Origin of the sequence: Chryseobacterium gregarium DSM 19109 (genome assembly GCF_000430845.1) — a bacterium.
GTDB lineage: Bacteria > Bacteroidota > Bacteroidia > Flavobacteriales > Weeksellaceae > Chryseobacterium > Chryseobacterium gregarium.
Map to the genome: position 1 here is coordinate 138,155 of NZ_AUMU01000009.1, position 13,782 is coordinate 151,936.

The window sequence follows — 13,782 nt, forward strand, 5'->3', positions numbered from 1 at the left end:
TGATTAAATAATTGATAATGCAAAATAAATATAATTTTTCTTTATAAACAAAGTTTTTAAGATGATTTTTAACTTTTCTTTAATATTCTGTCGAGGGTCCGTTTATTTTCTCTATCTTTTATGCTTTCCCTTTTATCATAGAGCTTTTTACCCCTTCCCAAAGCTATTAAAACCTTCGCTTTCCCCCCGTCATTGATGTACAGTTTTAAAGGGATAATTGTATTTCCGGCATCCTTTAACTTCTTTTCAAGTTTCTGCAGTTCTTTTTTGTGCAAGAGCAATTTCCGTTCCCTTTTTGTTTTATGATTATAAAATGTCCCCAGCTTATACTCATCAATCATCATGTTGATAATGTACAATTCCCCATCAATAAACTGACAGAATGACTCTGCAATAGATGCTTTTGAAGAACGTAAGGATTTGATTTCCGTACCGGTTAAAACCATACCCGCTTCCACCTCCTCAATAATTTCATATTCAAACCGGGCCCTTCTGTTTACTATACTGACTGTCTTTTCAATCTTCATCTTGAATTTCTTTTATGAAATATATAAAAAATACCCCACATTAAAAACTTGAATATTACATTATTACGAAATACCCAAATTCTTTTCGTATTTTTGCGCCAAATTTACAAACTATATGTTAACAGTATCTAACTTATCTTTACAATTCGGGAAAAGAATTCTTTTTGATGATGTAAACATCATGTTTACCAAAGGAAACTGCTACGGAATCATCGGAGCAAATGGTGCAGGAAAGTCTACATTCCTTAAAATACTAACAGGAAAGCAGGATCCGACGACAGGACATGTATCTCTGGAACCAGGGAAAAGAATGTCGGTTTTGGAGCAGGATCACTTTGCCTATGACCAATATACTGTTCTGGAAACCGTTTTAAGAGGAAATACAAAATTATTTGAAATAAAAGAAGAGATGGACGCTTTGTATGCCAAAGAAGATTTCTCTGATGAAGATGGCATCAAAGCAGGTGAACTTGGTGTAGTTTATGATGAAATGGGGGGCTGGAACTCAGAATCTGATGCCCAGACGATGCTTTCTAACGTAGGCATCAAAGACGGTATGCACTGGCAGATGATGAGCGAACTTGAAAATCAGGACAAAGTAAAAGTCCTTCTGGCTCAGGCGCTTTTTGGAAATCCTGATGTACTGATCCTGGATGAACCTACGAATGACCTTGACATCGAAACGATTGCCTGGCTGGAAAACTTCCTTGCAGATTATGAAAATACAGTAATTGTCGTATCTCACGACCGTCACTTCCTGGATACGGTATGTACGCACATCGGAGATTTAGATTATGCTAAATTAAACCTGTACACGGGTAACTATTCTTTCTGGTATCAGGCTTCTCAGTTAGCGACAAGACAAAGGGCTCAGGCTAACAAGAAAGCTGAAGAGAAGAAAAAGGAACTTCAGGATTTCATCGCACGATTCAGTTCAAACGTTGCCAAAGCCAAGCAGGCAACAGCAAGAAAGAAAATGATCGATAAATTGAACATCGATGACATCAAGCCATCTTCAAGGAGATATCCGGCCATCATTTTTGAAATGGAAAGAGAAGCGGGAGATCAGATCCTGGATGTAAAAGGTCTTGAAAAAACGAAAGACGGCGAACTGTTATTTTCAAATATTGATTTGAACCTTAAAAAAGGTGATAAAGTGGCTGTACTTTCCAAAAACTCATTGGCGATCACCGAGTTTTTTGAAATTTTAGCAGGAAACAGCGCAGCAGACAAAGGAAGTGTTGCATGGGGCGTTACGACCAATCAGTCTCACATGCCTTTAGACAATACAAAATTCTTCCAGGAAGACATCAGCCTGGTAGATTGGTTAAGACAATTCACGAAAAATGATGAAGAGCGCCATGAAGAATTCATGAGAGGATTTTTGGGAAGGATGCTTTTTTCAGGGGATGAAGCCTTAAAATCCTGTAAGGTGCTTTCAGGAGGTGAAAAGATGAGATGTATGTTCAGCAGAATGATGCTTCAGAAAGCCAACGTTCTTTTATTGGATGAGCCTACCAATCACTTGGATCTTGAAAGTATCACGACATTGAACAATTCATTGTCAAATTTCAGAGGCAACCTTCTGTTATCATCCCATGACCACGAAATGCTTTCAACGGTCTGTAACAGAATCATTGAACTGACTCCACAAGGAATTATCGACAGGGAAACGGCCTATGACGATTATCTTGCTGATAAAAAAGTAAAGGAATTAAGAGAGAAAATGTATTCGTAAGACTTCATTTTACTGATCATAAAAAAATCCTCAGGCTAAACAGTCTGAGGATTTTTATTTGAATAGATAAATATCAATTATTTTGTCAGCTTTGAGGTTGGCAGGCTAACTGTTCCCGGATCTTTCCACAATCCGTCTTTTTCAGCTTTCTTTTTAATGGCTTCCGCCCGTTTATTGCTGTCCGGGTGAGAATTAAACATTTTCTGAAATCCTGACTGTGCAGCACCGCCTTCAGATAGCAATGCTAATTTTTTAAATGCCGTATACGCTCCTACCACATTGTAATTATTGGCTTTCATAAAATCGTAAGAATAAGTATCCGCTTCAGACTCCTGTTTTTTACTGTGGGAAGCATCCAGGAAAGCATTGGCCATTTTTCCTACCTGACTGTCATTAAGGGTAGCCACCGTTGATGAAGCTGAAGATGCCGCATCCAGTGCTGCTGCTTTCAGATACGCTGTTTTCATCGCATCTTTGGTGTCCTGATTTTTAACGTGTCCGATTTCATGGCCGATCACAGCCAGTAACTCGCTGTCTGTCATGATATCCATCAATGAGGAAAATACACGCACACTGCCGTCAGCACAGGCAAAAGCATTGATATCTTTTACTTTGTACACCTTGTAATTAAGGTTAAGGCCGTCCTGAGTTTTGTGTTTTCCGAAAAGCTTGTTAAGCCTTACGGTATAGGGATCTTTAGCACCTGCCACAGCATTATTCTTATCCATCCACTCTACGGATTCTTTGGATAATCTGATGGCATCCTGATTGGTAAAAGTCAAAGCTTTGGCACCGCTGGAAACAACACTTGCCGCTTTCCCAAGATTGATTTTTTGTGCATCTGCGAAATGCATCGCCCCGATTAACATCAGGCAGACTGTAATTTTTTTCATAATTTTTATTTCGAATTTGAATCGTGAAGATAACTATTTTTTTAACAATCTTAAAATCAAATCTTAAGGTAAGGATTTCAGAATGCTGTTTTTTTTCCCTATTTTTGTGAAATGAGTCAAAAATGGATTTACAAGCCTGAACCCGATGAAGAGATTGTGGATGGACTAAGTTCGTCACTTGGTTTTGGAACCTTTGAATCTAAGCTTCTTGTAATGAGAGGAATTGACAATTATCAAAAGGCCAGAGAATTTTTTAAACCGAACCTTACTGACATCCACAACCCGTTTTTAATGGCAGATATGCAGAAAGCTGTAGAACGGATTGCCAATGCTATTGAAAACGGTGAAAAAATAATGGTATACGGCGATTATGATGTGGACGGCACCACGGCCGTTGCCCTGATGTACTTATACCTAAGCAAAATTGTCCAGAAAAAATACCTTGATTTTTATATTCCCGACAGAAATTCCGAAGGGTACGGTATTTCTACTGAAGGTATTGATTTTGCCAAAGAAAACGGCTTTTCATTAATCATCGCCCTGGATTGCGGAATCAAGGCCCTGGATATGATTAATTATGCCAAAAGTCTGGCTGTTGATTTCGTTATCTGCGACCACCATTTACCCGGTGAAGAAATTCCGGAAGCTGTTGCGGTTCTGGACCCGAAAAGGCGCGATTGCCGCTATCCCTTTAAAGAACTTTCAGGATGCGGTGTCGGTTTTAAATTATGCCAGGGCCTGAATACCATCTATAAGCTTCCCGAAGCGGAACTGTTTGAACTGACGGATCTCCTTGCCATTTCTATTGCTGCGGATATCGTATCCATGACCGGCGAAAACAGGGTTCTGGCAAAACTGGGCTTAAAAACACTGAGGAAAACAAGGAACCTGGGATTGAGATTATTGATCCCCGATGACAAGCTTTCTCATTTTGAAATATCCAACATTGTCTTTGAAATCGCTCCGAAGATCAACGCAGCCGGAAGAATTTCCCACGGGAAAGCTGCCGTTGAGCTGATGGTTTCGGATAACCTGAAACATGCCCATCAGATCGTAGGTGACATTATGGACCTTAATGATGAAAGGCGTGAGCTGGATATGAACTCTACCCTTTCAGCCCTTAATCAGGTAATAGAATCCCAGCAGGAAACAAAATATACAACCATTGTATACCATCCAGAATGGAACAAGGGTGTTATCGGCATTGTTGCATCACGACTGATTGAAACCTACTATAAGCCTACTTTGGTTTTTACAGACGGAAACAACGGTGAAATGGTAGCTTCTGCAAGATCCGTATCTGATTTTGACGTGCACGAGGCTTTGGATCTGTGTTCCGAATATTTTCTGAAATTCGGGGGGCACCATGCAGCGGCCGGACTTTCAATGGAAAAAGACAAGTTCAGTGCTTTTAAGGAAAAGTTTGAAAAAATTGTTTCCGAAAAAATCAAGGAGCATCAGAAGGAACCCTGTATCACGATAGATTCTGAAATTAAGATCGATGAAATCAACCGGGAATTTATTAACTTCCACCGGAAATTAGCTCCTTTTGGCCCTCATAATATGAAACCTATCCTGGCACTGACCAATCAAAAGCTTTCGGGCTATATCAAAACGATGGGGAAGGACAACAACCACCTGAAGTTTTATATCAGACAGGAATCTACAGGCAGAAATATTGAATGTGTAGGCTTTAAACTTGGGCAGTTTGCCGATGATTTCAGGAATAAACATTTTGATCTGGTATTCACACTGGAAGAAAACCACTGGAAAGGCAATGTAACGCATTACCTGAATATTAAAGATGTAAAATTCAGGGATTAGATTATTTGCCTGTTAAATTTATGCTTCAATAACAATGAAAAAAATCGGCTTATTCTTCGGTTCCTTTAATCCTATCCATATCGGACATTTAATTCTGGCTAATTATATTCTGGAAAATTCAGATATGGATGAACTCTGGTTTGTAGTAAGCCCTCAGAATCCCTTTAAAGACAAAAAATCTTTATTAAAAGATCATAACCGGCTGGATATGGTGCAGCTTGCCGTTAAGAACTATCCGAAAATGAGAGCTTCAAATGTAGAATTTTCGCTTCCGCAACCCAGCTATACGATCGATACCCTGACTTATCTTCGTGAAAAATTTCCTGATCACTCTTTCAGCCTTATTATGGGTGAAGATAATCTGGTGAGCCTGACTAAATGGAAAAATTCGGAAACCTTAATTAAAAATCACCACATCATCGTATATCCAAGAGTTTTTGAAAACGGGAAAGATTCACATTATCTTCAGCATGAAAATATTTCTCTGATCAAAGCTCCTGTCATTGAACTTTCTGCAACTGAAATCCGCAGCATGATCAAAACCGGGAAAAATGTACGCCCCATGCTCCCGCCGGAAGTTTTTGATTATCTGGACGGCAGCAGTTTTTACAAATAATGAGGATGAGATTCTATTTAACTTTATTCTGTTTCTGTGTACAGTTTTTTGCTTTCGGACAAATTGTATCACAGGAGGACTCGATTAACACGGTAAGAGAAACGGAGGCTAAAAAGCGATTAAAGGAAAGACTGGAATATTACAGTGAACGTTGCAAAACCGATTCTTTACGAGCAGTTAATGATTCTAAGACTGAGAATAAATTCTACATCAACGTCGCTGCTCCTTCCAGAGATCTATTTATACCTTCTGAAGAATTAAAAGAAATTCTAAAAAAACATCATATAGTATGGGGTGGAGAATGGATGGGCAGTGATGTTGGAGGTTATGCTCCCAACTCATGTTACTATGCATATATGACAAAATTTACCGCAGAAAAGCTTGGGAAGCATTTCATTGATAATCTTGTAAAAAAATCTGTTTCAGAATATGTCAAAAAGCACCCGGAAAAAATTTTTGATGAAGATGAACATACGGAATGGAAATACAAAGGAACTCACACGGACTTTGAAGGAAAAGATCTTTTAAATAAAGACTTCTCAGAAAACTTCATTTATCCTGAAGCATATGATTACAGAAAAAATACATATACATCTCAGACGATAGTCATAATAAGTCTTGACAATACAGGAAAATTTTTAGGATTTGAAAAATTTTATCATCATATTTACAATGAAAATAATGAAAAATATATACCCTATTTTGAAAAAGAAATTAAAAAATTCGTGAAATCCAGTAAATTTGAACCTTTAAAATATAAAGGATATCCTGTAAAATCTAAAATTGGATTAAGATTTTTTTATAAATAAATACATATGGATTTCATCGAAAAATTTTTCTCAAAATATCCACAGGAAAAAAATATCAAATGGTTTAAGCAGATCTGCCTGGCTGAAGCCGTTTCGTGGTTCTTCTTATTCACAGCCATGATCTGGATCCGTACGGATCCTGAAAATATTTTTCCGATTGTTTACATCAGTACGGTCGGTAGTATTCATGGATTATTTTTCACTCTTTACCTATTGTTTTTACCCGCAATAAGAAAAATCTATACTTGGGATGATGAAGATTTTGTCTTCGCGCTGATGTCAGCATTTTTTCCTTTTGCCACCATCTGGGTGGATAAAAAACTTGCCCGGTTCGACAGGGAATAGTTATTTTAAATAGCCTTCAACTCTTCTTTGCCATACATTTCGAATTCTTTCTAGTCTGTATTCCAGCTGCAGCCTCTTATTGATAAAATTTGAGGCGATAAAACCTGTTGAACAATACTTAATAAAATTGCTAAGGCAGATTCATTCCTTGTTTCTCAAATTACTGTTATTTAATTTTTAAGTTAATATCCTTCCAATCAGTTTATTCTAATTTACTTTTTATATAATCTTTCTCTTCTCTTTTATCCCTAAATTTTTATACCGTCCAGAATTATGGACAAAATTTTTAAAAATTCATATCAATTCTACTTGATGATGTAACAAAATCCAGGTCTGAATTGTCTGAATAAATAGCAGGAACTAAAGAAGCAAAAAATTTAATCTGAAATTTTACAAACTGGGAATCAGTTTATTAAACTAAATTTAAAAATATTTTAAGTACTTTGTATTGCATGATACTAAATTTATTATATATCTTTGCAATGTAAAATAATAACAGATACAAGCTATTAAACTTTCTAAACTTACTATTATGAAAACTCAAATACTTATTGCAGCTATATTTTTCAGCGGACTAACCTTCGCACAGGAAAAAAAACAAGATTCTGTAAAAACAAAAAGCATAGAAGGCGTAACACTGACCAAACAGGTTTTCAAAAAACAAAGTGACCGTTTTGTATATGATGTTGCGGCTTCACCGGTTGCTAAAGGAAATACAACTTTTGATCTTCTGAAACAGACTCCCCTACTGTCTACAACGGATGATAAAGCCTTAAAGATTGCCGGAAAAAATAACGCGCTGATCTACATCAACGGAAGAAAAACCAATATGGATGCAGAATCTTTAACGCAGTTCTTAAAAAACACTCCTGCGGAAAACATCCAGAAAATTGAAGTGATTACCGTTCCGGGAAGTGAGTATCAGGTAGAATCTTCTGACGGAATCATCAACATCGTCCTGAAAAAGAAAATGAGTGACGGTACCAGCGGAAATATGAGAATGTCTAATAGCCAGAATAAATACAATGCGAGCCAGGCCAGTTTCTCTGTGAATTACAGAAAGAATAAGCTGGGTATCAATGCTAATTTAAGCGGCGGTGAGAATATCAATCCGCAGGCGTATGTATTGAAAAACGGAATCGGTGATATAAAAAATGAATCGGTAGGTAATATCGATGACCCCAATAAAAATTTGGGAGGCTACTTAAATATTGATTATCAATTAACTGAAAAAAGCAACCTGGCACTTTCATGGAATTCGTGGGCCAATAAAAGCTACAACTCTACGATTGATTTATTAAATACATTAACCAAGCCTAATGATAAAGGAATCATTGAAACAACCTATACACGAACAAAAAATAAGGAAGATGCAAGAAATTACAACAACTCTGTCAATCTGAACTATGAAATAAAGCTGGATTCTTTAGGAAGTAAATTCAATGCGAATGCAGCGTATCTTATTTATAAAAGATTTCAGTATTCTGATAACAATACCCTGATGTCTGATATAGCTGGTAGTACAAGCGGGTTTTCGAGAACAAAAACAAAAATTACTCAGAGCATCCCGCAGATTGTGAATAACTTTTCCGGAACTGTAGATTACATTCAGAAATTTAAAAATGATTTCACCTTTTCTGCCGGAGGTAATTTTAATAAAACCAAAACGGATAATGATACCAAAAATTATAATTTCGCTTACAATACAAGTGGCAGCCTAACCAGTACCAAACCAGATTTTAATCATTTTATCTATGATGAAAACATTTATGGAGTTTACGTTACTTTTGAAAAGAAATTTTCCGATAAATTTTCCGGTAAGGTTGGAGCGAGATATGAAATTACCAACAGTCTGGGAACTGCAGACAGCCCAACTAATGAAATTCCCGAACAGCAGCATCAGAGAATAGAAAGAAATTACAATAACCTGTTACCTTATTTAAGTTTCAATTATGCGATTAATGATAAGAATAATCTTTCGTATTCATTTTCAAGCAGAATGAGAAGACCAAGCTTCTGGGAACTGAATCCTGTAAGAAATATTATTACAGAAGACAATTACACTCAGAACAACCCATTCGTAAAGGCATCTTCTACCTATAATCAGGAACTGACTTATATGTATAAAAACTCTTATTTCCTGATCTTAAACCATACTTATGAGAAAGATCAGATCACTCAGGTTCCTCTACAGATGAAATATACGGATAAGAACCAGGTAGAAAGAGTAAAACTTGCTTATATCCGTACAAATTTCGGAGACAAACAGGAAATGTCTGCGATGTTAGGAATTCAGAAATCTTTTTTCAAGCAATATCTGACTTTGAATTTCAATGCAGGAGTTCAGCACAATATCAACAACGGAACTTTGAATACAGACCCTACAACAGGACAGGTTTTCGACACCTATGTTAATAACAGAAAATCGTCGAGTTTTATCGTTACCAGCAACAACACGATCCGTTTAGACAAAAAGAAAACATGGTTCCTGGGAGTAAATTACTTCTATGTTGACAAACAGCAAATTGAATTGGGAATGTTGAAAGACCTGATGAGTTTAGACCTAAGCATCAAGAAAAACTGGAACGAATGGACCTTTGCCGTGAATGTAAACGACGTTTTAAGAACCAATATTGTAGAAATCGAGGATTATCAGGATAACGGAAACTATAATTATATAAAAAACGACCAGTTCAGAAGAAATATGACCGTAAGCATTACGTACAATTTCGGAAACAGCAAAGTGAAAAAAGTAAGGGACATTGAGGCGGCTTCAGATGCCATCAAGAACAGGACGAGATAAATCAATCAATCATTTCTTCATATATTATTTTGTTATCTACCTGCTGAGTCATCAGCGGGTTTTTTTATTTTAAAATCTTTACTTCAGCTTATCAATAAAACAAGCACAATAATTGCATCCATAGTGCTGATTAAAATATTCTTTCGATTATACAAAGTACAGATGAAAAACTTTATAAATATTTTGCCAATACTGCTTGTGCTGCTTTTTACAGGCTGCCGACAGAAAACCATAGGTCTGAATAAAGATTCTTCTTTTACAATAGAAAAAGAGGTTGCATACGGAACAGAACCTGATCAGGAATTGGACCTTTATACTCCGGAAAAACCAGCCGGAAAAGATGTTTTTATTATCATTCACGGCGGCGGATGGCGTGGAGGTAATAAATCCCAGCTCACCTTTTTCACCTATTCCTTAATGAAAAAATTTCCTGATAATATTTTTGTCAATATAAATTACCGCCTGGCTTCTTCCAGCCGTTTCGCTCTTCCCAGCCAAACTGACGACATTAAAAGTGTCATAACTTATGTAGAAAAAAGATTAAAATTCAAACCTCGTTATATTCTTCTCGGAAACAGCGCAGGCGGCCATTTATCGATGCTGTATGCCTATCATTTTAATCAGAATAAGAATATAAAAGCCGTTGTCAATATCGTTGGCCCGGCGGATCTGAATGATCCGGGATTTAAAAATTATGACGATTATGCCTTCGTAGAAAAAAATCTGGTTGATCCTAAAATCATTAAAAACAATATTTCATTAATGAATTCTGGAAGTCCGGCCTATTGGATTAATGAAACCTCAGCCCCTACGCTTTCATTTTACGGGACCCAGGACCGTGTTGTTCCTTTATCACAAAAAAGGATTTTAGATTCAGTTTTACTTAAAAACAACGTGTATCATGAATCTTATGAATTTAACGGAACGCATACGTCATGGGAAAATCAACCGAATTCTACTTTGTTAATTGATAAGATTGATCTGTTTCTGAAAAATATCGCTAAAAAATAAACGCTCTGATTTTCTCAAAGCGTTTTATTTTATATGGCAGTCTACTTTAATTAATATCCCAAGGTCCGTTTAGCTTCAATGGCAGCAGAACTTAGAGTCGAAATACATTTATTCAGGTTATTTCCCCTTAAGTCCCAGAAAGGCAGTAAAACAATGACGGAAACATCAGATTTAGGATCGTATGCCATCATTGACAGATACCCTTCTGTTGCCCCGTTGTGACCGTAACCGATTCCCTGGAAATAGGAACAGCCCAGGCCATATCCATTAGTGGTTTTAGATCCTGTGTTTGTTCTCATCAATTCCGCACTTGAAGCATACAATACGTTTTCACCTTTCATGATACTTCTGATGTATTGTGACAACATCAGCATGGTTCCCTGTCCGTTGCCTTCTCCGATATGTGCACTGGCATTGATAAGATCTGTAATTTCTTCATGATCATCATATTTGATAAGCCCCTTTACGTAAGGCGAAGGCAGCTGTTTGTCGGAAGCCAGTTCAGGGAATCTGACACCAAGGGGTTTCTGCGTACCCGGACCGACAATTTTATCGTACATAAAGTCGCGGTAGGTTTTAGTGGAATTGGTTTTCTGGGAATATACCCGTGCAATAATCTCACTTAAAATCGTATAACCTGTATTGGAATAATGATAAACGGTATTTGGAGAACCGTACGTAAGGTTATGTTCTGTCAGAACTCTTGCATAATCTGAGGCCGAAAACTGGAAATCCGGGTTTGTTGCCAGCATGTTTTCTGCATAGGTCTCCCCTCCTACACTATACTGGTCTTTATCATTGGTCAGATCATAGATTCCTGCATGATGCTGTAAAATCTGGCGAATGGTGATTTCATTTTTGTGAGGAAAATTCCAGCTTGCAGCGTCCGGTGTGTAAGGAACAGTCGTTCCCGGAATATTGGTTGTAATTTTATCGTCAAGCTTCAGCCAGCCATCCTGCATCATTTTTAAAATGGCTGTGGAAGTGAAGTTTTTTGTATTGCTTGCCAACCGGAAATAGGTATCCGGAGTCACCGCAGTGCCATTTGCCCCTTTTACCGTACTGAAATAGGTGCCTTTTGGCGAAACGATATAAACGCTCAGGGAAGGAACATCGGTACCCAGGCTGTTCTGAAGGCTGGCATGAACATTTTTTACGACAGCATCCATCTCAACCTGGTAATTTTTTTCGGTTTCATCATCACTGCAACCCGAAAAAATAAACGGAAGAAACAACGACAGAGACAAAAACTTGAGTTTTTTCATAGTATATTATTTAGATATATTTTCTGTTGCTAATTTCGGTAATTTTTAGACATCGTTCTATGAACTGAAGTGATGAATCAGATATTTATTTTTACCCTCATGCTTTCTTCCTTAAAATCCATTATAAAAGAAAACCCTCGGAGCTTCTGAGGGTTTATTTGTCATCTACTGTTATTCAGATTTAAAAACTTCCGTCCGTTCTGAAACGCCATTCGCATTGAAAGCTTCGATCTGGAAATAATAAGCATCTGTCCTGTCGGCTCCGGTAAAGAAATATTCATTCTTTCCGTACACCATGATGCTTCCGTATAATTTATCCGGAGATTTCCCCCAATAGATTACATATCCGTCGGCATCGGAATTCTGCTGCCATTTCATCCAGATGCTTCTTCTTTCGCCGTATTTTTTAGGATCGGCTCTCAACGGCACGAAATTCTGAACCTTTGCAGGAACTGCTCCGGCACCTTTCCCGAAAACCCTGAAACCGCTCAATGCAAATTTCCCGGTCGGCATCTTTAGATTTTCCATTTTCAGGAACCTTGCTTTAGCAGGTTTTTCCAATTCAACATAGTCATGAGGAACGTCTTTTGTGTTTTTGCTTTTATCAACAATAACCTTCCATTTCTTACCGTCATTTGAGCCGTAAATTTTATACCGGTGCATTTTACCCAGCGTTTTTCCCATAAACTCGACATCCTGATCCGCATAATTGATCTGAATCGCATTAATGGCAGAAACTTTTCCCAGATCTGTCTGGAACCATTCCCCTGAATTCCCGGTTTTCGCACTCCAGTAAGTTTTAATATCTTCGTCCACGGCATAGTTGGGATTATATCCGCCCAACGTTGAAGAAACCTGAACCGGTTTATTATAATTCAACAGCATCCAGCCGGCAAAAAGTCCTTTTGAAAAATCCTTTCCCTGCGCAAACTGCGGAAGATAGGTCGGATAATCACCGTAAGCAGTATTACAGTACATCACATCGTCTTTATCAAATCCGGCCGGCCAGATCCCCAGCCTTCTTTCAAAATTATTTTTGGTAGAGATAAAAATCGTTGAAACGTGCCACCAGTTTTTATAATTATCCTCAAATGTTGCTCCGTGCCCGGCTCCCCTGGCAAAGCCGCCGGGCTTGTAAGAAAACGGATTGTGCTGCTGGTATTCAAATCCCTCCAGAGCATTATTGCTCACATAAACCCCGTCTGAATATCCGCTGAATTCTGTAGCCGGCGCACCGTACTGCATATAATATTTCCCGTTATGCTTGGTCATCCATGCCCCTTCCACAAAAGGCTGCAGGAAAACATTGTCATTATATTCACCGAATCTTTCCCAGCCATGGTCTTCCGGTTTTAACCTTAAAATCGGCTTTACAAAACCTTCAGACTGCAATGTTTTTGTTTTGACTTCGGTTCCCAACAGCGGCCATTCGTTGCTCGAACCCCAGTAGAGATACAGCTTATTTTTATCTTCATCATAGTGAAAGGCAGGATCCCAGGCACCTACTTTTAAGGTATCAACCGCAATTTTCCAGTCGCCTTTTGTAGGGTTTGTGCTTTTCCAGATCGGGAAATCCTGTTCCCAGGTTGATCCGAAAACATATAGAGTATCTTTCATTGCCCAGACTGCCGGAGCATTCAGATCATGAATGTATTTTTTATCTCTGAGGAATTTTCTCTTGACAAATTTCCAGTCAAGCATATCATCACTGTACCAGTACCCTTCCTGATTGGTAGAGAACAGGAACAGCTTATTTTTGAAATTGACGATCACGGGATCGGCGGTAGCCCGGTGCTTGCCCTGTTTTGAGAAAACCTCAAACGGCGTATAGCCGTAATCGATATTGATTGGGTTACAGAAGGTCTTTTGCTGAGCATTTAAGCTGAATATTCCCAACAAAATCATGAATGAAAGAAGGTATCTCTGCATGTTCATCTATTTTAACTTATAG

Annotated in this window: 11 protein-coding genes; 7 read left to right on the forward strand and 4 right to left on the reverse strand. The window is 37.9% G+C overall.

The genetic code is table 11. The annotated features are described in order from the left end of the window. Positions 1 to 68: 68 nt before the first annotated feature. Positions 69 to 527 (reverse strand): SsrA-binding protein SmpB, encoded by a 459-nt coding sequence (gene smpB / locus H561_RS0111600; protein ID WP_027387166.1) that lies wholly within the window; start codon positions 525 to 527, stop codon positions 69 to 71. Between the two features lie 115 nt (positions 528 to 642). Between smpB and H561_RS0111605 the strand changes: the two genes are divergently transcribed. Continuing rightward, on the forward strand, positions 643 to 2,265 hold the full coding sequence (locus tag H561_RS0111605) for an ABC-F family ATP-binding cassette domain-containing protein (protein ID WP_027387167.1): 1,623 nt from the start codon (positions 643 to 645) through the stop codon (positions 2,263 to 2,265). 77 nt (positions 2,266 to 2,342) lie between these two features. On the opposite strand, the gene H561_RS0111610 is transcribed toward H561_RS0111605, so the two are convergent. Beyond that, positions 2,343 to 3,158: a M48 family metalloprotease gene (locus tag H561_RS0111610; RefSeq protein WP_027387168.1), complete on the reverse strand. Its 816-nt coding sequence runs from the start codon at positions 3,156 to 3,158 to the stop codon at positions 2,343 to 2,345. A gap of 111 nt (positions 3,159 to 3,269) precedes the next feature. Between H561_RS0111610 and recJ the strand changes: the two genes are divergently transcribed. From recJ to H561_RS0111640, 6 genes are all read left to right on the forward strand, one after another. Beyond that, the gene (gene recJ / locus H561_RS0111615) at positions 3,270 to 4,982 is read left to right on the forward strand and encodes a single-stranded-DNA-specific exonuclease RecJ (protein WP_027387169.1); all 1,713 of its coding nucleotides are present in this window, start codon (positions 3,270 to 3,272) and stop codon (positions 4,980 to 4,982) included. A gap of 34 nt (positions 4,983 to 5,016) precedes the next feature. Continuing rightward, positions 5,017 to 5,598 (forward strand): nicotinate (nicotinamide) nucleotide adenylyltransferase, encoded by a 582-nt coding sequence (gene nadD, locus H561_RS0111620; protein ID WP_027387170.1) that lies wholly within the window; start codon positions 5,017 to 5,019, stop codon positions 5,596 to 5,598. 5 nt (positions 5,599 to 5,603) lie between these two features. Further along, the gene (locus H561_RS0111625; protein WP_155845785.1) at positions 5,604 to 6,407 is read left to right on the forward strand and encodes a hypothetical protein; all 804 of its coding nucleotides are present in this window, start codon (positions 5,604 to 5,606) and stop codon (positions 6,405 to 6,407) included. Between the two features lie 6 nt (positions 6,408 to 6,413). Beyond that, on the forward strand, positions 6,414 to 6,752 hold the full coding sequence (locus H561_RS0111630) for a DUF3817 domain-containing protein (protein ID WP_027387172.1): 339 nt from the start codon (positions 6,414 to 6,416) through the stop codon (positions 6,750 to 6,752). A 532-nt stretch (positions 6,753 to 7,284) separates the two neighbouring features. Beyond that, a complete protein-coding gene (locus H561_RS0111635) occupies positions 7,285 to 9,555 on the forward strand; it encodes a TonB-dependent receptor domain-containing protein (RefSeq protein ID WP_027387173.1) in 2,271 nt (756 codons plus the stop codon). Between the two features lie 162 nt (positions 9,556 to 9,717). Beyond that, positions 9,718 to 10,566, forward strand: coding sequence for an alpha/beta hydrolase (locus tag H561_RS0111640; RefSeq protein ID WP_027387174.1), 849 nt, complete (start codon positions 9,718 to 9,720; stop codon positions 10,564 to 10,566). A 50-nt stretch (positions 10,567 to 10,616) separates the two neighbouring features. Here H561_RS0111640 and H561_RS22405 read toward each other — a convergent pair whose 3' ends face one another. Then, positions 10,617 to 11,831, reverse strand: coding sequence for a serine hydrolase domain-containing protein (locus H561_RS22405; protein WP_051349364.1), 1,215 nt, complete (start codon positions 11,829 to 11,831; stop codon positions 10,617 to 10,619). 171 nt (positions 11,832 to 12,002) lie between these two features. Beyond that, positions 12,003 to 13,760: a discoidin domain-containing protein gene (locus tag H561_RS0111650; protein WP_027387175.1), complete on the reverse strand. Its 1,758-nt coding sequence runs from the start codon at positions 13,758 to 13,760 to the stop codon at positions 12,003 to 12,005. Positions 13,761 to 13,782: the final 22 nt, after the last annotated feature.